Genomic DNA, 19,227 nt, shown 5'->3' with positions numbered 1-19,227 from the left:
GACACAGCACAGCAGCCGGGCCTACTCAAGACACGCAGGAGCAAGTGGTGATCGAAGAGACCCTCCTCGAGGCCGAGGAGAAGATGGAGAAGGCCGTCGTGGTCGCCAAGGAGGACTTCGCCGCGATTCGCACCGGCCGTGCGCACCCGGCGATGTTCAACAAGATCGTGGCGGACTATTACGGGGCGCTGACGCCGATCAACCAGTTGGCCTCGTTCTCCGTGCCGGAGCCGCGCATGGCCGTGGTGACCCCGTTCGACAAGAGCGCGCTGCGCAACATCGAACAGGCGATCCGTGACTCGGACCTCGGCGTCAACCCGAGCAACGACGGCAACATCATCCGGGTGACCTTCCCCGAGCTGACCGGGGAGCGCCGCAAGGAGTACATCAAGGTCGCCAAGACCAAGGCCGAGGACTCCAAGATCTCGATCCGTTCCATCCGCCGCAAGGCCAAGGAAGCGATCGACAAGGCGATCAAGGACGGCGACATCGGCGAGGACGAGGGCCGTCGCGCGGAGAAGGAGCTCGACGACACCACGGCGAAGTACGTCGCCCAGGTGGACGAACTCCTCAAGCACAAGGAAGCGGAGCTGCTCGAGGTCTGATGAACGACTCTTCCTGGGGGGCACCGCCACAAGCCGGGTACTGGGGGCCGTCCGACCAGGGGCCTGTCCAGGGGGCTGCCCCGGCGGGTCCCACGTACGATGCGCCCAAGGCGCAGCAGACTCGCCCCATGCCCATCGTGCCCGACGAGCCCGCATACGGCGGACACCAGGATGACGACCGGGGGGCCGCTCGGCTGAGCGGCCCCTTGTTCCGCGACGAGACGTTCCGCGACGAGACGCAGCAACCGCCGTACGACGTACGGCAGTCGCCGTCGTACGACCCGCGGACGCAGCCCTCTGACACGCCGCAGGCGCAGCCCTACGGGGCGGTGCCGCAGAATCCGGAGCCCATGCCCGACGTCCCGCCACCGGCGCCCGCCCCGCAGAAGAAGAGCGCGGGCCGGGACCTGGGTGCGGCCATAGGGGTCGGGGTCGGACTCGGCGCGGTGATCATCGCGTCCCTGTTCGTCGTCAAGGCCGTGTTCGTCGGCGTGATAGCGGTCGCCGTGGTCGTCGGCCTGTGGGAGCTGACCTCGCGGCTTCAGGAGCGCAAGGGCATCAAGGCGCCCCTCGTGCCCCTCGCGGTCGGCGGGGCCGCGATGGTCGTCGCCGGCTACGTCCGGGGTCCCGAGGGCGCCTGGGTCGCCATGGCGCTCACCGCGCTCGCCGTCCTCGTATGGCGGATGACGGAACCGCCCGAGGGCTACCTCAAGGACGTCACGGCGGGTGTCTTCGCGGCGTTCTACGTGCCGTTCCTGGCCACGTTCGTCGCCCTGATGCTCACCGCCGACGACGGCGCCTGGCGGGTCATGACGTTCCTGCTGCTGACCGTCGTCAGCGACACGGGCGCCTACGCCGTCGGCTGGCGCTTCGGCACGCACAAGCTCGCCCCGCGCATCAGCCCCGGAAAGACCCGCGAGGGCCTGTTCGGGGCGGTGTCCTTCGCGATGGTGGCGGGCGCGCTGTGCATGCAGTTCCTGATCGACGACGGCAGCTGGTGGCAGGGCCTCGTCCTGGGCCTCGCGGTCGCGGCCAGCGCCACGCTGGGCGACCTCGGCGAGTCCATGATCAAGCGCGACCTCGGCATCAAGGACATGGGCACGCTGCTGCCGGGGCACGGCGGCATCATGGACCGCTTGGACTCGTTGTTGCCGACCGCCCCGGTGGTGTGGCTGATGTTCGTGCTGTTCGTCGGATCCGGCTGAAAGACCTGAGAACCGGCTGACCGGCTGACCTGCTGTTTTGCGTACGAGGGGCTCGTTGTCCACAGGGCGGCGAGTCCCTCTTCGTATGTCTGCGACACTGGTAGGGCCATGCCTAAGCCCGGAGAACTCACATTCGTCGCCCCCCGCGGAGCCCAGAAGCCGCCGCGGCACCTTGCCGACCTCACGCCCGCCGAGCGCAAGGAAGCCGTCGCCGCGATCGGCGAGAAGCCGTTTCGCGCCAAACAGCTCTCGCAGCACTACTTCGCGCGGCTCGCGCACGACCCGGCGGAGTGGACCGACATCCCCGCCGGTTCGCGCGCCAAGCTGCAGGAGGCGCTGCTTCCCGAGCTGATGACGGTCGTACGGCATCTGTCGACCGACCAGGAGACCACGCGCAAGACGCTGTGGCGGCTGTTCGACGGGACGCTCGTCGAGTCCGTGCTGATGCGGTACCCGGACCGGGTCACCATGTGCATCAGCTCGCAGGCGGGGTGTGGCATGAACTGCCCGTTCTGCGCGACCGGTCAGGCCGGACTGGACCGAAATCTCTCCACCGGTGAGATCGTCCACCAGATCGTCGACGGGATGCGCGCGCTGCGCGACGGCGAGATTCCCGGCGGTCCGGCCCGCCTCTCCAACATCGTCTTCATGGGCATGGGCGAGCCCCTCGCCAACTACAAGCGGGTCGTCCAGTCGATCCGCGCCCTCACCGACCCCGAGCCGGACGGCCTCGGTCTCTCGCAGCGCGGGATCACCGTCTCGACGGTCGGACTCGTCCCGGCGATCCACCGCTTCGCGGACGAGGGCTTCAAGTGCCGACTCGCGATCTCGCTGCACGCCCCCGACGACGAGCTGCGCGACACCCTGGTCCCCGTGAACACGCGGTGGAAGGTGCGCGAGGTCCTCGACGCCGGCTGGGAGTACGCGGCGAAGTCGGGGCGCCGGCTGTCCATCGAGTACGCGCTGATCCGGGACATCAACGACCAGGCGTGGCGCGGCGACCGGCTCGGCCGGCTCCTCAAGGGCAAGCCGGTGCACGTCAACCTGATCCCGCTGAACCCGACCCCGGGCTCCAAGTGGACGGCTTCCCGCCCCGAGGACGAGAAGGCGTTCGTCGAGGCCATCGCGGCCCATGGGGTGCCGGTCACCGTCCGGGACACCCGTGGCCAGGAGATCGACGGAGCGTGCGGTCAGCTCGCGGCCACCGAGAGGTAATCTTCACCCGTACGACCTGTACGTACATCTTCATATCCGACAGGGGAGCGCGCAGCGCTGAGAGTGCGGCAATCGGGCCGCAGACCCTCTGAACCTCGCCCAGGTCATTCTGGGTAGGAAGTTCGGTCATCACCGTGAACACCAAGAAGTACTGTGCTGTCCTCGTGGGCCTCGGCCTGGTCACGCTCTCCGCGTGCGGGTCGGGGTCGGACGGAAGCGGCGGCTCCGGATCCGACAAGACCGTCACCCTCGTCAGCCACGACTCCTGGGCCGTCTCGAAGAGCGTCCTCAAGGACTTCGAGAAGCAGTCCGGCTACACCGTCAAGGTCCTCAAGGACGGCGACGCGGGCCAGGCCGTCAACAAGGCGATCCTGACCAAGGACAACCCCCAGGGCGACGTCTTCTTCGGCGTCGACAACACCCTGCTCTCCCGCGCGCTCGACAACGGCCTCTTCCAGTCCTACGACGCGAAGGGCTCCGCCACCGTCAAGCCCGCGTACCGCGTCGACGAGACCAAGCACCGGGTCACGCCCATCGACACCGGCGACATCTGCGTCAACTACGACAAGGCGTACTTCAGCAAGCACAAGCTGACCCCGCCGACCTCGTTCGCGGACCTGGTCAAGCCCGAGTACAAGAACCTCCTCGTCACCGAGAACGCGGCCACCTCCTCGCCCGGCCTCGGCTTCCTGCTCGGCAGCGCGGCCCAGTTCGGGGACGACGGATGGCAGTCGTACTGGAAGAAGCTCAAGGCCAACGGCGTCAAGGTCGTCGACGGCTGGGAGCAGGCCTACGACCAGGAGTTCTCCGGCTCGGCCGGTGGCAAGAAGGCGGGCGGCGACAGGCCCCTCGTCGTCTCGTACGCCTCCTCGCCGCCCGCCGAGGTCATCTACGGCGACCCGAAGCCGACCACCTCGCCTACCGGGGTGTCGTACGGCACCTGCTTCAGGCAGACCGAGTACGCGGGGCTGCTCAGCAACGCCAGGAACACCAAGGGCGGCAAGGCCTTCATCGACTTCCTGCTGACCAAGGAGTTCCAGCAGGACATGCCGCTCAACATGTTCGTCTACCCGGTGATCGAGGGCGCGACCGTGCCCGCCGAGTTCACGAAGTACGGTCCGCAGGCCAAGGACCCCGAGACCATGGCCCCCACGAAGATCGCCGCCGACCGGGACCAGTGGGTCAAGTCGTGGACCTCGCTCGTACTGAAGTAGTCCCGCGGAAGTCCTCCCGCAGAGGGAACGCGACACGGCTCGGCCTCATGGCCCTGCCCGTCGCGTTCTTCGCGGTGTTCTTCGCCTACCCCGTCGCCGCGATCGTCGGGCGCGGGCTGAAGGTGGACGGCGCCTGGCAGTTGGGCCGGATCGGGGACGTGCTGGCGCAGTCCGACATCCGGCACGTGCTGTGGTTCACCACGTGGCAGGCGCTCGCCTCCACCGCGCTCACGCTGCTGATCGCGCTCCCTGGCGCGTACGTCTTCGCGCGCTTCGACTTCCCGGGACGGCAGGTGCTGCGGGCCGTCGTGACGGTCCCGTTCGTGCTGCCCACGGTCGTCGTCGGTACGGCCTTCCTCGCGCTCGTCGGCCGGGGCGGACTCCTCGACGACCTGTGGGGCGTACGGCTGGACACCACCGTGTGGGCCATCCTGCTCGCGCACGTCTTCTTCAACTACGCGGTCGTCGTCCGGACGGTGGGCGGCCTCTGGGCGCAGCTCGACCCGCGTCAGGAGGAGGCCGCGCGGATGCTCGGCGCCTCCCGGCTGCGGGCCTGGCGGAAGGTGACGCTGCCCGCGCTCGCGCCCGCCGTGGCCGCCGCCGCGCTCATGGTCTTCCTCTTCACCTTCACCTCCTTCGGTGTGGTGCAGATTCTCGGCGGCCCGACCTTCTCGACCCTCGAAGTGGAGATCTACCGCCAGACCTCGGAAGTCTTCGACCTCTCCACGGCCGCCGTGCTCACCATCGTCCAGTTCGTCGCGGTGGGCGCGATCCTCGCCGTCCACGCCTGGACGGTACGGCGCCGGGAGACGGCCCTGCGGCTCGTGGACCCGGCGGTGACCGCACGGCGCCCGCGCGGGGCAGGCCAGTGGGCGCTGCTGGCCGGGGTCCTGCTCTCCGTCCTGCTCCTGCTCGTGCTGCCGCTCGCCGTGCTGGTCCAACGGTCGCTCGACACATCGGACTTCGGCTACTACCGGGCGCTGACCCACGACGACGGCGGCACCTTCCTGGTCCCGCCGATCGCCGCGATCGGCAACTCGCTGGAGTACGCCGTCGCCGCCACCGCCATCGCCGTGGTGATCGGCGGTCTCGCCGCCGCGGCCCTGACCCGGCGGGACGCGGGGCGGCTGGTGCGGGGCTTCGACGCGCTGCTGATGCTGCCGCTCGGGGTGTCGGCGGTGACCGTCGGCTTCGGCTTCCTCATCTCGCTCGACAAACCCCCGGTGGATCTGCGGAGTTCATGGATCCTGGTGCCTCTCGCGCAGGCGCTGGTCGGCGTCCCCTTCGTCGTACGGACGATGCTGCCCGTGCTGCGGGCCGTGGACGGGCGGCTGCGGGAGGCGGCGGCCGTGCTCGGGGCCTCGCCCTGGCGGGTGTGGCGGGAGGTCGATCTGCCGCTGGTGCGGCGGGCGTTGCTGATCGCCGCCGGGTTCGCGTTCGCGGTGTCGCTGGGGGAGTTCGGCGCGACCGTGTTCATCGCGCGGCCCGACAACCCGACGCTGCCGGTCGCGGTGGCCCGGCTGCTGTCCCGGCCCGGTGATCTCAACTACGGCCAGGCGATGGCCCTTTCGACGATTCTGATGGTGGTGTGCGCGGTGGCCCTGCTGGTGCTCGAGCGGCTGCGCACCGACCGGACCGGGGAGTTCTGATGCTGCTCAGCCTCACGGGTGCGACCGTACGGTTCGGCGGGCGCCCGGTGCTGGACGCCGTCGATCTCGGGGTCGCCGAGCACGAGATCGTGTGTGTGCTCGGGCCCAGCGGCAGCGGCAAGTCGACGCTGCTACGAGTCGTCGCCGGGCTGCAACCCCTGGACTCCGGGCGGGTGTTGCTCGACGGACGCGACCAGGCCGGGGTGCCCGCGCACAGGCGGGGCGTGGGGCTGATGTTCCAGGACCATCAGCTGTTCCCGCAGCGGGACGTGGCCGGCAACGTGGCTTTCGGGCTGCGGATGCACGGCGCGAAGAAGGAACAACAGGCCGCCCGGGTCGGTGAGTTGCTCGACCTCGTCGGACTGCCGGGTGCCGCCCGCCGTGCGGTGGCGGGGCTGTCCGGAGGTGAGCAGCAACGCGTGGCGCTGGCCCGTGCCCTCGCGCCCAGCCCCCGGCTGCTCATGCTCGATGAACCGCTCGGCCAGCTCGACCGGTCACTGCGGGAGCGGCTGGTCGTCGAACTCCGGGAACTCTTCGGGGCGTTGGGCACGACCGTGCTCGCGGTCACGCACGACCAGGGCGAGGCGTTCGCGCTGGCCGACCGGGTCGTGGTGATGCGGGACGGGCGGATCGCCCAGTCCGGTACGCCACTTGAGGTCTGGCAGCGCCCCGCCGACGAGTTCGTGGCCCGCTTCCTGGGCTTCGACAACGTGGTCGGGGCCACGGTCGCCGGAGAGGCCGCCGACACGCCCTGGGGCAAGGTGCCGGTCCCCGAGGACGCCCTCCAGGGCACCCGCACGCTCCTCGTACGTCCCGCGGGCGTACGCCTGTTGCCCGCCGAGGAGGGCCTGCGCTGCACGGTCGCCGCCCGTACCTTCAGGGGCACCCATGTCGCCGTACAACTTCAGCCGGAGGGCGCGCCGCGCCTTGAGGCGGCGTGTGCGCTGCGGGAGGCGCCGGAGGTCGGGGACACGGTCGGGGTGGAGTTCGACGCGGCCGAGGTCGTCGTACTCGACGGCCGTTAGACATGCGTGTGGCCCGCCCCCACGAACCGGGCGGGCCACAACAGGGGGTCGATCAGCGGCCGTTGGTCGCACCGCGGCGGCGCATGCCGTAGTAGACGGCTCCGCCGCCCGCGACGACGAACGCGCCCGCGATACCGGCGATCATGCCGGTGTTGGAGTTGGCACCGGTCTCGGCGAGGTTCGAGCTGCCGGCCGCCGGAGACGGCGCGTTGTCCGTCGTCGTGGCGGGGGCGGTGCTGCTGCTCTCCGAGGCCGACGGGGTCGGGGTGTCGGACTCGGCCGGGGTCGAGGCGGTCTCCGACGGGGTCGGGGAAGCCTCGGTCGGAGTCGGGGTGGGCGACTCCGTGGCGCAGGCCTTGGACGGGGTGGTCAGGAGTTCCCCAAGGTCCTTGTCGAGGCCGTTGGTGGCTGTGACGTGGACGCGGTACTTGGCGTCAGGCTGCCAGGCCTCGGCGAAAGAGATGGTGACACCTTCGCGCGAGCCCTTGACGGTCTGCGCTTTGCCGACCTGCCTGACGTCGGCGTTGTTGTTCTCCAGGAACACCGTGACGGTCGCCTCGGTACCGGAGGCGTCCTTGTCAGTGACCTTGATGACACCGTTGGCGCCGTCACAAGTCGCTTCCGCGGAGAACTCGCTGATGTTGCAGGCGAGCGCGTTGCCCGCGAATCCGAGCGCGAGCGCGGCCGAGGCGGACGCGACACCGAGGATGCGTACGGAACGTCGAGATATGGACACGTTTGCCCTTCACGGGATGTGCAACTGCGGGGGGTTTAGGGGGAGATGAGGCAGCGTTCGAGGTGAGGCACCACCACCCCCAGGAGTCTCACTGGTCTATAAGTGCTGCGTAAGCAGTGTCAATGCATATGCGGTGTGCGGCAGTTGCCTTTACCTGCACTTTAATGAGCGAGACGTTTCAGCGCCTCCGGAGCCTCCTCGATCCGGTCAACGAGGGCGATACGGCCCTCCATCGACCGTTCCCGGGCAAGTGCACGCAGCAACGGCCAGGTCGGCAGCCGCTCCGTCCAGTGCTCCCGGTCCACCAGAACCATCGGCGTGGGCTCGCCGCGCGACTCGTAGTAGTTCGGCGTCGCGTTGTCGAAGATCTCCTGTACGGTCCCGGCCGCGCCCGGCAGGAACACCACACCCGCGTTCGAGCGGGCCAACAGGCCGTCCTCGCGGGTGGCGTTGGCGAAGTACTTGGCGATGTGCGAGGCGAAGGCGTTCGGCGGCTCGTGGCCGTAGAACCAGGTCGGGATGCCGATCGAGTGGTTGCCCTTGGGCCAGCGGTCGCGGACCTCGAAGGCGCGCCGGGCCCAGTCGGTGACGGAAGGGCTGAACGAGGGTGATCCGGCGAGGAGTTCGCACGCCTCCTCCAGCATCGCGTCCTCGTACGGCGCCGCGTACGCGCCGAGGTTCGCCGCCTCCATCGCGCCGGGTCCGCCGCCGGTCGCCACCGTGAAGCCGGCGCGGCTCAACTCCCGGCCCAGGCGCGCGGCACCGCCGTAGGCCTCCGTCCCGCGTGCCATCGCGTGGCCGCCCATCACGCCCACCACCCGCGCCCCGCGCAGGAGTTCGTCGAGGGCGTCGGAGATCGAGTCGTCGTGCACGGCGCGCAGCATCGAGGCGTATATGTCGCCGTCCGCCTTGGTCTGCTGGAACCAGGCGTACGCCAGCGCGTCCGGCGTCTGCTCGTACCCCTTGCCGAGCGAGGCGAACAGCTCGGCGGGCGTGTAGAGATGACCGCGGTAGGGGTCGAAGGGGAGATGCGGCACCGGCGGGAAGACCAGGGCACCCTCGGCGCGGATCTTCGCCGCGGCCTCGTCACGCATCGGACACCCGAGGAAGACGGCGCCCGCGGTGTCGGTGGTGAGCAACTCCTTTGTACGGTCCGTCAGATCGACGGCCTGGACGCGGTACCCGGCGAGGGTGCCGCGGGCCGAGACGGTCGCGTCGAAGTCCTCGACCGTCTCGATCTCGCGTTCGTCGTGAGGGGCCGCATGGGCCGGGCTCGTCTGCACGCGCCCATGCTAGGCAGTGAGCCGGTCAGCCCTGGACCGCCGCCGGGTCCATCCACATGACCTCCCAGGTGTGGCCGTCGGGGTCGTCGAAGGAACGGCCGTACATGAAGCCCTGGTCGATGGCGTCACCGCTGCCCGTGCCGCCGGACGCGATGGCCTTGTCGACCAGCTCGTCGACCTTCTCGCGGCTCTCGGCGCTCAGGCACAGCAGTACCTCGCTGGTCTTCGTCGAGTCGGCGATCTCCTTCTTGGTGAAGTCGCTGTACCGCTGCTTGCCGAGGAGCATCGCGATGATCGTGTCGCTGATCACGACGCACGCGCATTCGTCGGTGCTGAACTGGGGATTGATCGAGTAGCCGAGCTCCGTGAAGAACTTCCTCGACGCGTCGACGTCGTTCACGGCCAGGTTCACGAAGATCATCTGCTGGTACATGCGCGGTCTCCCATCGGGCGTACGTGCTGTTCGGTGGGTAGACCGGCCGTCCGCGCGAAACTCATCGGCCGGCCAGCGGCAGCGCCGCCAGCTCGGCCACGAACAGGGTCAGCGGGAGGAACAGGGCCAGCAGCGCGCCCGCGCGCAGGGCCGCCGCGCTGCGCAGCATGGTGGCGGGGGCACCGAGGCGCAGCAGCGCGGCCGTGGTGTCGGCGCGGGCGTGCTTGGCCTCCAGCGCGGCGGTGAGCAGGGTCGCCACCGTGCAGCCGGTGACCAGCAGCAGACCCAGGGTGGTCAGCGGGCCGAAGGCCGGGGCGTCCGCGTCGTAGAGCGCCGTCATCGCGAAGCCGCCGGACGCCACCGCGCACACCACGCCCAGCGGGCGTCCGATCCGGGTCGCCTCCTCCATCAGGACGCGCCCGGCCAGCAGCCGCAGCGCGCCGGGGCCGACGGACTGCAGCAGCCTGCCGCAGAGATGGGTGAGTCCGGGTCCGGCCAGCGCGAGTCCGATCGCGGTCAGGACCCAGCCGGCCAGCACGCTCGCGGGCCCGTCCGCGAGCCCGCCGGGCAGCGACAGCCCGCCGCCGTCCCGCGTCCGGTTCGCGTACGCCTCCACGGCGAGCCCGGCGGCCAGTACGGCGATGCCCCAGGGCAGACCTCGGGGGGCTTCCCGGGGAGCCGGGGGGCGCGAGGGGTCGTGGGCAGTGGGGTGCGCGCCTTCCGACTGCTCCGTCTGCGCGGGCTGTTCGGCCGGTTCGGCCTCCGGCCCGCCGCCGCGCGTCCCCGCACGCAGATGCGCGCCGAAACGGCCGTACGCCCCGAAGGTCTCGCGGCGGTCCGGGCGGCCCTGCACGCCGAAGCGGCCGTACGACCTTGCCGGGCCCTTCTCGGAGGCGGGGCGGAGGTCGCGGGGGCGCAGGGCGAGGGCCACCGCGACGGAGGCGGTCAGCGGTACGAGGGCGAGGAGGGTCAGCGCCGCCGGGAGCGGCAGGGGCTGGTCCGAGGCCAGGAACTCCGCCGCCGCGCCGTCGAAGGGCATGCCGGTGAGGTCGCCGCGCAGGTGGAGGAAGAAGAGGAGGGCCAGCATGGAGCCGAGGGTGCAGGCCAGCGCGGTCGTGGTCGCGGAGATGGCCATCAGGCGGCCGGGGCCGAGGCCGATCGCGGAGAGGCCGGGGCGGGGTCTGGTCGCCGGGTCGGTGCGGGCGACGGCGACCGCGAAGTAGACGGTGGCGGCCAGCGGGGTCGCGCACCAGCCGAGGCGGAGGGCCGCGGCGGCGGGGGAGTCGGGGTGGCCCATCGCGTAGCCGAGGGTGCACAGGAGGAGGAAGCCCGTGCCCGCCGAGGCCACCGCGACCAGCAGGCGGCGGAGTTGGACGGCGGGGTGCGAGCCGCGGGTCAGACGGAGAGCGAGCACTCGGCCCGGCCTTCCGCTTCGGTGACCGGGGGGAGGTGGACCGTGTTCACGCGGCGTCCGTCGAGGAGGGACACCGTGCGGTCGGCGAGGGCCGCCGTCTCCGCTTCGTGGGTCGCGAGGACGACGGTGATGCCGTGCGAGCGGGCGGCGGTGGTGAGCGTGCGCAGGACGTGGGCGCGGTCCGCGCGGTGCAGCGGGGCGGTCGGCTCGTCGGCGAACAGGACCGTGGGCGCCGGGGCCAGCGCGCGGGCGATCGACACGCGCTGGCGCTCGGCCTGGCGCAGTTCGTGGGGGCGTTTGCGGGCGTGCTCGCCGATGTCGAGGCGGTCCAGCCACTCCAGGGCGGCGGTCTTGGCCCGGCGGCGGCTGGTGCCGCGCAGCATCAGGGGGAGGGCCGCGTTCTCCCAGACGTTCAGCTCCGGGACCAGCACGGGCGCCGGGTCGATCCAGCCGAAGCGGTCGCGGCGCAGTCGCTCGCGGGTCATCGGGCCCATGGTGTGCACGGGCACGCTGTTGAACCAGACCTCGCCGCGGTTGGGGCGCTCCAGACCCGAGAGGCATCTCAGCAGGGTCGTCTTGCCGCTGCCGCGCGGGCCGTTGACGGCGAGGATCTCGCCCTCCCGGACGCCGAGCGAGACACCGCCGAGGGCGGGCGTTCCGTCGTGGTGCTGGAAGTGCAGGGCACGTGCCCAGAGCACGTCGTTGTCCGGCGGGGCCACCATGCGCGTACACCTCGTTCAGATCCGTTTTCCCGTATCGCATCCCCCGTCCGGGGGAACGAAGAGGGGGCCGATCGGTCACTGGCACGCTAAGGAGCGGTCGGCGGGAGCCCGGACAGCACACGGCCCCGGGCCGCCGTTTCTCACTCGAACGGCGGCGCCGGGGCCGGTGTTGATCATCCAGAAGGAAGATCGGAAGCTACGGTCAGAGCTTCGTCCAGGCCTCCGTGAGGACCTGGCGGACGATGCCCTCGATCTCGTCGAAGGTCGACTGGTCGGAGATCAGCGGCGGCGACAGCTGGATGACCGGGTCACCGCGGTCGTCGGCGCGGCAGTAGAGGCCGTACTCGAAGAGCTTCTTGGAGACGAAGCCGTAGAGCACGCGCTCCGACTCCTCGTCCGTGAAGGTCTCCTTGGTGGCCTTGTCCTTGACGAGCTCGATGCCGTAGAAGAAGCCGTTGCCGCGGACGTCGCCGACGATCGGGAGGTCGTGCAGCTTCTGGAGGGTCTGGAGGAAGTTGGCCTCGTTGTCGAGGACGTGCTGGTTGAGGCCCTCGCGCTCGAAGATGTCGAGGTTGGCGAGGCCGACCGCGGCGGAGACCGGGTGGCCGCCGAAGGTGTAGCCGTGCAGGAAGGTGTTGTCGCCCTTGTAGAACGGCTCGGCCAGGCGGTCGGAGATGATGCAGGCGCCGATCGGGGAGTAGCCCGAGGTCATGCCCTTGGCGCAGGTGATCATGTCCGGTACGTAGTCGAACTTGTCGCAGGCGAACATCGTGCCGAGGCGGCCGAAGGCGCAGATGACCTCGTCGGAGACCAGGAGGACGTCGTACTGGTCGCAGATCTCGCGCACCCGCTGGAAGTAGCCGGGCGGGGGCGGGAAGCAGCCGCCGGCGTTCTGCACCGGCTCAAGGAAGACCGCGGCGACCGTCTCCGGGCCCTCGAACAGGATCTGCTGCTCGATCTGGTCGGCGGCCCAGCGGCCGAAGGCCTCCGGGTCGTCGCCGAACAGCGGGGCGCGGTAGATGTTGGTGTTCGGGACCTTGTGCGCGCCCGGGACGAGCGGCTCGAAGGGCGCCTTGAGGGCCGGGAGTCCGGTGATGGACAGGGCGCCCTGCGGGGTGCCGTGGTAGGCGACCGCGCGGGAGATGACCTTGTACTTGGTGGGCTTGCCCTGGAGCTTGAAGTACTGCTTCGCCAGCTTCCAGGCGGTCTCGACCGCCTCGCCGCCGCCGGTGGTGAAGAAGACCTTGTTCAGGTCGCCGGGCGCGTAGTGGGCCAGACGCTCCGCAAGCTCTACGGCCTTCGGGTGGGCGTACGACCAGATGGGGAAGAACGCCAGTTCCTGCGCCTGCTTGGCGGCGGTCTCGGCCAGCTCGGCGCGGCCGTGACCGGCCTGGACCACGAACAGACCCGCGAGACCGTCGAGGTAGCGCTTGCCCTTGTCGTCGTAGATGTAGGTGCCCTCACCACGGACGATCGTGGGAACGGGCGCGTTCTCGTACGAGGACATGCGGGTGAAGTGCATCCACAGGTGGTCGTACGCGGTGCGGCTGAGGTCCTTGCTCACGGTTATCGGGTTCCCCACATGTAGGTCTGCTTCTTGAGCTTCAGATAAACGAAGCTCTCGGTGGAGCGCACGCCGGGCAGCGCCCGAATGCGTTTGTTGATGACGTCCAGCAGGTGGTCGTCGTCCTCGCAGACGATCTCGGCGAGGAGGTCGTACGAGCCCGCGGTCATCACCACGTACTCCACTTCCGGCATGGCCGTCAGCGCGTCCGCCACGTTCTCGACATCGCCCTCGACGTTCACCCCGACCATCGCCTGTCTGCGGAAGCCCACGGTGAGCGGGTCCGTGACGGCCACGATCTGCATGACGCCCTGGTCGAGCAGCTTCTGGACGCGCTGGCGCACGGCCGCCTCGGAGAGGCCGACGGCCTTGCCGATCGCGGCGTACGGCCGGCGGCCGTCCTCCTGGAGCTGCTCGATGATGGCGAGGGAGACGGAATCCAGATGCGGAGTCCCGTTCCTGGACTCGCGGGAGTCCCTGTGTTCTGCGCTACGACTGGCCACGGCTTCACTGTGCACGACGTCTCGACCGTTCCGCAAGGCCGCTTCGATGAAATTCGTTGTTTACGTGGTCGAGACTTGCGGATTTCGTAGTCTTGGCGCGATCAGGGGTGTTGAAAACGTGGGCCGGGCGATTAGGGTGGGTGTCTCAGTGATTGGACACCTGAACTTGGAGGGCCGGCAGTGAGCACCGAGCTGCGTCGTCTGCGCAATTACATCGACGGTGAGTTCCGGGACGCCGCCGACGGACGGACCACCGAGGTGGTCAATCCCGCGACGGGGGAGGCGTACGCGACCGCGCCGCTGTCCGGGCCGGCGGACGTGGACGCCGCGATGGCGGCGGCCGCCGCCGCGTTCCCGGCCTGGCGGGACGAGACCCCCGCGGCGCGCCAGCGGGCCCTGCTCAAGATCGCGGACGCGTTCGAGGAGCGGGCCGAGGAACTGATCGCCGCCGAGGTGGAGAACACCGGCAAGCCGATCGGGCTGACCCGCTCCGAGGAAATCCCGCCGATGGTCGACCAGATCCGCTTCTTCGCGGGCGCGGCCCGGATGCTCGAAGGCCGCTCGGCCGGCGAGTACATGGAGGGCATGACCTCCATCATCCGGCGCGAGCCGATCGGCGTCTGCGCGCAGGTCGCGCCCTGGAACTACCCGATGATGATGGCGGTGTGGAAGTTCGCCCCGGCGCTGGCCGCCGGCAACACGGTGGTGTTGAAGCCCTCGGACACCACCCCCGCCTCCACCGTCCTGATCGCCGAGATCATCGGCTCGATCCTCCCCAAGGGCGTCTTCAACGTCGTCACCGGCGACCGCGACACCGGCCGTCTGATGGTCGAGCACCACACCCCGGCTATGGCCTCCATCACCGGTTCCGTGCGCGCCGGCATGTCCGTCGCCGAGTCCGCGTCCAAGGACCTCAAGCGGGTCCACCTGGAGCTGGGCGGCAAGGCCCCGGTCGTCGTCTTCGAGGACACCGACATCGCCAAGGCCGTCGAGGACATCTCGGTCGCGGGCTTCTTCAACGCCGGCCAGGACTGTACGGCGGCGACGCGCGTCCTCGTCCAGGAGGGCATCCACGACGAGTTCGTGGCCGCGCTCGCCAAGGCGGCGGCCGAGACGAAGACCGGGCAGCCGGACGACGAGGACGTGCTCTACGGCCCCCTGAACAACCCCAACCAGCTGAAGCAGGTCACCGGTTTCATCGAGCGGCTGCCCGCGCACGCGAAGGTGGAGGCGGGCGGTCACCGGGTCGGTGACGTCGGCTACTTCTACGCCCCGACCGTCGTCTCCGGCCTCAAGCAGGACGACGAGATCATCCAGAACGAGGTCTTCGGACCGGTCATCACCGTCCAGTCGTTCACGGACGAGGCCCAGGCCGTCGAGTGGGCCAACGGCGTCGACTACGCGCTGGCGTCCTCCGTGTGGACGAAGGACCACGCCCGCGCGATGCGCCTGTCGAAGGCCCTGGACTTCGGCTGCGTGTGGATCAACACCCACATTCCGCTGGTCGCGGAGATGCCGCACGGCGGCTTCAAGAAGTCCGGCTACGGCAAGGACCTTTCGGCCTACGGCTTCGAGGACTACACACGCATCAAGCACGTCATGACGTCGCTGGGCGAGTAGTGGTCACGAGCTCAAGTGCGCGGCCCCGGACGGGAGTTGATCCGTCCGGGGCCGCGCTGTTCCCCCTCGTGATGGTCAGGAGTTCTCGAAGGCGCGGGTGAGGGAGGGCAGTTCGGAGGTGACGTTCCCGGGCTTGCCGGACTTCCCGCCCTCGGTGTGCCGGGTGATGCCGCCCTCTCCCTTGCCCGGGGCCGGCTGTGACGGCGGCGCCGGCAGGTCGCCCGGGTTCGGGAAGGTGATGCCGGTCTTCTTCAGGATGGGTCCGCAGGCGCTGAGGGCCTTCTTGTAGCCGGACGCGCTCGGGTCGAACCCGGGCCCGCCCTTGCCGTTGATGTGCACGCGCAGCATGACGCCGCCGTCCGAGCCCTTGGACGCGTGGAAGTCGGGGAAGACCGACTGCCCCCGCGCACGCATGCATGCGGCGAAGCGCGTGTTCGCCGCGTTGAGGTCGCCGGGGGCATGGGAGGTCGGCGTGTACTCGACCGCGAAGGGGACGCCTTTGCCGGACCCGAACTCCTTGCCGCCCTGGCCTTTCTGCTTGACGACGGTCCTGCCGGAGACGACCGTCCCGTGGGAACCGGAGCTGGTCGCGTGAGACGCGGGCGCCGCCGCGGCGGTGACGGTGCCGAGCGCCGCGGCCGACAGTACGGCGATCCCGAGGGCGAGCCGCCTGGGCCTGGTCGCCAGTGGACGCATGTGTTCCTCCTGCTGTGTACGGGTGTCGCTGGACGGGATCCACACAACAGCCCGGACGGTTACAGCGACGGAACGGCCGCCCTTATACCCGTGTAACCGCCCGCCCGTCACACTGGCGGCCATGCGTGTGCTGGTGGTCGAGGACCACGAAGAACTCGCCGAGACGGTGGCGGCGGGACTGCGCCGCGAGGGCATGGCGGTCGACCTCGCGTTCGACGGTCCTACGGCCCTGGAGCGCGCGGAGATCAACGGCTACGACGTCGTCGTGCTCGACCGCGATCTGCCCGGCGTCCACGGTGACCAGGTGTGCCGGACGCTCGCGGCGGGGAACAGCAGGGCGCGGGTGCTGATGCTCACGGCGTCCGGGACGGTCGCCGACCGGGTCGCGGGGCTCGGACTCGGGGCCGACGACTACTTGCCCAAGCCGTTCGCGTTCACCGAACTCGTCGCCCGCATAAGGGCGTTGGCGCGCCGTGCGCAGCCCGCGCTGCCGCCGGTCCTGGTGCGCGGCGAACTCCGGCTCGACCCGGCGCGCCGGGAAGCCACTCGGGCCGGGTGCCAACTGCCGCTCAGCCCCAAGGAGTTCGCCGTACTGGAACTCCTGCTCGGCGCGCAGGGGACGGTCGTGTCCACCGAGGAACTCCTGGAGCGGGCATGGGACGAGGCAGCCGATCCCTTCAGCCAGACCGTCAAGGTGACCGTCAGCAGACTGCGCCGGAAGCTGGGGGAACCGCCGTTGGTCGAGACGGTGGACAGGGCCGGGTACCGCATCCGATGACGGCGCGGTTCCTGCGACGGCTGCACGGGCCGCGCACCGTCCGCTGGCGCCTCACCCTCCTCTACGGCGCGCTGTTCGTGGGTGCCGGCGCGCTCCTGCTGACCTTCGTGTACCTGCTCGCGCAGACCACCGGGGGTGTGTCCGCCACGTCGGGGGCGAGCACCCAGGTGATCGGCGGCGTGCCCGCCGTGAGCGCGCCGACGCTCACCGCCGTCGCCGAGGCCGCCCGCAGCGACCAGTTGCACCAGCTGGTCGTCTACGCCGTCATCGCGCTCGCCGTGATGACCCTGGCCTCGCTCGCGCTGGGCTGGCTGATGGCCGGCCGGGTGCTGTCGCCGCTGCGCACCATGACCGCCTCGGCCCGCCGGATCTCCGCCGACAACCTGCACGCACGGCTCGCGGTGCCCGGTCCCGACGACGAACTGAAGGCGATGGCGGACACCTTCGACGCCGTACTGGCGCGGCTGGAGGGCGCGTTCGAGGCGCAGAAGCAGTTCGTCGCCAACGCCTCGCACGAACTGCGCACCCCGCTCACGCTCCAGCAGGCCATCGTGGACGTCACCCTCGCCGACCCGGACGCACCGGCACAGGTGCTGCGCGCGGCGCTGGCCCGGGTGCGGGCGGCCGGGCAGGAGCAGGAGCGGCTGATCGAGGCGCTGTTGACGCTGGCGTGCAGCCAACGCGGCCTGGAGACAAGGGAGTTCGTGGATCTCGCGACGGTCGTGGAGGAACGGCTGCGAGGTGTGGAGCTTCCCGTGCGGGCCCGGCTCGAATCCGCGCCCGTGCTCGGCGATCCGCAGCTCGTCGAGCGGCTGGTCGTCAACCTGACCGACAACGCCGTACGGCACAACCTCCCGGCGGGGGAGGGGAGTTGGGTGAGTGTCTGGACGGGGCTCGATCCGCTGGGCCGGCCCGGGCTGCGGATCGAGAACAGCGGGCCGGTGATCCCGGCCGACGAGGCAGCCGGACTGTTCCAGCCGTTCCGGCGGCTGGGCGCGGAACGGGTCGGGAAGCGGGACGGCCTCGGTCTCGGGATGTCCATCGTGGCGGCGGTCGTCGCCGCGCACGGCGGACGGGTGCGGGCACGGACCCGGCCGCAGGGCGGGCTGGTGGTGGAGGTGAGCCTGCCGCCGTACGCCCAGCCGTACGCCCCGGCGGAGCACCGGAGTCCGGCCCCGGCCTCCGCCCCCGCGGCGGCCGGGATCCCGCGCTCCGCGCCTCCCGTGTGAACTGGCGGTTACTTCACAGACAACCGATCGACAAGGTGTCGGTTCCGCGGGTGGCCGCTGGACGCAGCGTCCATTGATCGGACCCCGGTCGGCGCGTCATGCTGCGCGGGTGCCCAAGACTCCGAAGCCGTACTCGCCCTCCCGCCGCTCCCTGCTGCGCGCGGTCGGCTCCACCGCCGCGCTCGGTGCCCTCGCCGGATGCGGTGTGCCCGCCGCCTATGTGAAGGCGGGCGACCGTGCCGGTGCCGATCTGTCCGCCAAGGACAAGCGGCTGACCTGGGCGAACTGGCCGCTGTACATCGACACCGATGACAACGACGCGACCAGGCGGCCCACCCTCGACGCCTTTGAGAAGCGCACCGGGATCTCCGTCGACTACATCGAGGAGATCAACGACAACGACGAGTTCTTCGGCAAGATCAGCCCGGCGCTCATGAACCACCAGCAGACCGGCCGCGACCTGATCGTCATGAGCGACTGGATGTGCGCGCGGTTCGTCCGCCTCGGCTGGGTCCAGCGGATGGACCGGGCGGCGCAGCCCAACGTGGCGAAGTACCTCGACCCGCAGCTCAGCTCGCCGGCCTTCGACCCGGGCCGCCGCTACACGGTGCCGTGGCAGTCGGGCATCACCGGCATCGCCTACAACCACCGCAAGCTCGGCCGCGAGATCCGGCACGTCTCCGACCTGTGGGCGAGCGACCTCAAGGGCCGGGTCACCCTGCTCTCCGGCCTCGACGAGGCGTTCGCGCTGCTGATGCAGGGCAACGGCGTCGACATCACCAAGTGGACCGCCGCGGACTTCCACAAGGTGTGCGACCAGGTCCAGACTCAGATCAGCAGGAACCAGATCCGCCGCTTCACCGGCAACGACTACACCAAGGACCTGGTCAGCGGCGACGTCCTGGCCTGTCAGGCGTACTCCGGCGACGTCATCCAGCTCCAGGCCGACAACCCGGACATCCGCTTCGTCGTCCCCGAGGAGGGCGCCGAGCTCTGGGCGGACTCCCTGATGATCCCCGACCTGGCCCGCCACAAGACCAACGCCGAAAAGCTCATCGACTACTACTACGACCCCGAGGTCGCCGCCGAACTCGCCGCCTGGGTCAACTACGTCTGCCCCGTCCCCGCCGCCCAGGACGTCCTCGCCTCCTCCAAGGACAAGGACACCGCGGCCCTCGCCGAAAACCCCCTGATCTTCCCGGACACCACGATGCGCAAGCACCTCGCCATCGCGCGGGACATCACGTCCACGGAACGGGTGGAGTTCGCGAAGGAGTGGAACAAGATCGTGGGGTTGTAGGGGGCGTTCTGCCGTGTGACGAGGATTTCTGGTTGG

Annotated in this window: 18 protein-coding genes; 10 read left to right on the top strand and 8 right to left on the bottom strand. The window is 70.1% G+C overall.

The features are described 5' to 3' along the window. The first annotated feature begins 47 nt into the window (after positions 1-47). The 6 genes from frr (at position 48) to ACQHII_RS14635 (ending at position 6,913) form a co-directional block, all read left to right on the top strand. Entirely contained in the window at positions 48-605 is a 558-nt protein-coding gene (gene frr, locus ACQHII_RS14660; protein WP_200716139.1) for a ribosome recycling factor, read from the top strand. After that, entirely contained in the window at positions 605-1,810 is a 1,206-nt protein-coding gene (locus ACQHII_RS14655; RefSeq protein WP_427919732.1) for a phosphatidate cytidylyltransferase, read from the top strand. The genes frr and ACQHII_RS14655 overlap by 1 nt, the downstream gene beginning before the upstream one ends. A gap of 108 nt (positions 1,811-1,918) precedes the next feature. Then, positions 1,919-3,025 (top strand): 23S rRNA (adenine(2503)-C(2))-methyltransferase RlmN, encoded by a 1,107-nt coding sequence (gene rlmN / locus ACQHII_RS14650; protein ID WP_427919731.1) that lies wholly within the window; start codon positions 1,919-1,921, stop codon positions 3,023-3,025. 134 nt (positions 3,026-3,159) lie between these two features. Beyond that, positions 3,160-4,239: a thiamine ABC transporter substrate-binding protein gene (locus ACQHII_RS14645; protein ID WP_427919730.1), complete on the top strand. Its 1,080-nt coding sequence runs from the start codon at positions 3,160-3,162 to the stop codon at positions 4,237-4,239. Between the two features lie 47 nt (positions 4,240-4,286). Then, complete coding sequence (locus ACQHII_RS14640; protein WP_427919729.1) at positions 4,287-5,888, top strand: ABC transporter permease; 1,602 nt, start codon at positions 4,287-4,289, stop codon at positions 5,886-5,888. Continuing rightward, entirely contained in the window at positions 5,888-6,913 is a 1,026-nt protein-coding gene (locus ACQHII_RS14635; RefSeq protein WP_427919728.1) for an ABC transporter ATP-binding protein, read from the top strand. Before ACQHII_RS14640 ends, ACQHII_RS14635 begins: the two co-directional genes overlap by 1 nt. A gap of 52 nt (positions 6,914-6,965) precedes the next feature. Here ACQHII_RS14635 and ACQHII_RS14630 read toward each other — a convergent pair whose 3' ends face one another. From ACQHII_RS14630 to ACQHII_RS14600, 7 genes are all read right to left on the bottom strand, one after another. Then, a complete protein-coding gene (locus tag ACQHII_RS14630; protein WP_427919727.1) occupies positions 6,966-7,649 on the bottom strand; it encodes an LAETG motif-containing sortase-dependent surface protein in 684 nt (227 codons plus the stop codon). A 161-nt stretch (positions 7,650-7,810) separates the two neighbouring features. Continuing rightward, positions 7,811-8,932, bottom strand: coding sequence for an LOG family protein (locus ACQHII_RS14625; protein WP_427919726.1), 1,122 nt, complete (start codon positions 8,930-8,932; stop codon positions 7,811-7,813). A 25-nt stretch (positions 8,933-8,957) separates the two neighbouring features. Then, a complete protein-coding gene (locus ACQHII_RS14620) occupies positions 8,958-9,365 on the bottom strand; it encodes a VOC family protein (RefSeq protein WP_201054612.1) in 408 nt (135 codons plus the stop codon). Positions 9,366-9,426: 61 nt separating this feature from the next. Beyond that, positions 9,427-10,779, bottom strand: coding sequence for a hypothetical protein (locus ACQHII_RS14615; protein WP_427919725.1), 1,353 nt, complete (start codon positions 10,777-10,779; stop codon positions 9,427-9,429). Beyond that, entirely contained in the window at positions 10,761-11,501 is a 741-nt protein-coding gene (locus ACQHII_RS14610; RefSeq protein WP_427919724.1) for an ABC transporter ATP-binding protein, read from the bottom strand. Before ACQHII_RS14610 ends, ACQHII_RS14615 begins: the two co-directional genes overlap by 19 nt. A 202-nt stretch (positions 11,502-11,703) precedes the next feature. Then, entirely contained in the window at positions 11,704-13,083 is a 1,380-nt protein-coding gene (locus tag ACQHII_RS14605; RefSeq protein ID WP_366434037.1) for an aspartate aminotransferase family protein, read from the bottom strand. Next, a complete protein-coding gene (locus ACQHII_RS14600) occupies positions 13,068-13,583 on the bottom strand; it encodes an Lrp/AsnC family transcriptional regulator (RefSeq protein ID WP_026178557.1) in 516 nt (171 codons plus the stop codon). Before ACQHII_RS14600 ends, ACQHII_RS14605 begins: the two co-directional genes overlap by 16 nt. A 165-nt stretch (positions 13,584-13,748) precedes the next feature. On the opposite strand from ACQHII_RS14600, the gene ACQHII_RS14595 reads away from it, so the two are divergent. Beyond that, on the top strand, positions 13,749-15,188 hold the full coding sequence (locus ACQHII_RS14595) for a gamma-aminobutyraldehyde dehydrogenase (RefSeq protein ID WP_427919723.1): 1,440 nt from the start codon (positions 13,749-13,751) through the stop codon (positions 15,186-15,188). A 75-nt stretch (positions 15,189-15,263) separates the two neighbouring features. On the opposite strand, the gene ACQHII_RS14590 is transcribed toward ACQHII_RS14595, so the two are convergent. Then, positions 15,264-15,884 carry a hypothetical protein gene (locus ACQHII_RS14590; RefSeq protein WP_427919722.1) on the bottom strand — a complete coding sequence of 207 codons (621 nt, stop codon included), beginning with the start codon at positions 15,882-15,884 and terminating at the stop codon, positions 15,264-15,266. A gap of 121 nt (positions 15,885-16,005) precedes the next feature. Between ACQHII_RS14590 and ACQHII_RS14585 the strand changes: the two genes are divergently transcribed. From ACQHII_RS14585 to ACQHII_RS14575, 3 genes are all read left to right on the top strand, one after another. Then, on the top strand, positions 16,006-16,662 hold the full coding sequence (locus tag ACQHII_RS14585) for a response regulator transcription factor (protein WP_427919721.1): 657 nt from the start codon (positions 16,006-16,008) through the stop codon (positions 16,660-16,662). Beyond that, a complete protein-coding gene (locus tag ACQHII_RS14580; RefSeq protein WP_427919720.1) occupies positions 16,659-17,891 on the top strand; it encodes a sensor histidine kinase in 1,233 nt (410 codons plus the stop codon). The genes ACQHII_RS14585 and ACQHII_RS14580 overlap by 4 nt, the downstream gene beginning before the upstream one ends. A gap of 109 nt (positions 17,892-18,000) precedes the next feature. After that, positions 18,001-19,191, top strand: coding sequence for a polyamine ABC transporter substrate-binding protein (locus tag ACQHII_RS14575; RefSeq protein ID WP_427919719.1), 1,191 nt, complete (start codon positions 18,001-18,003; stop codon positions 19,189-19,191). Positions 19,192-19,227: the final 36 nt, after the last annotated feature.

The sequence above is a fragment of the Streptomyces sp. cg40 genome (assembly GCF_050320165.1).
GTDB classification, from domain to species: domain Bacteria; phylum Actinomycetota; class Actinomycetes; order Streptomycetales; family Streptomycetaceae; genus Streptomyces; species Streptomyces hokutonensis.
Note: the sequence above shows the minus strand (reverse complement) of the source record. Positions and strands in the feature narration are given on the sequence as shown.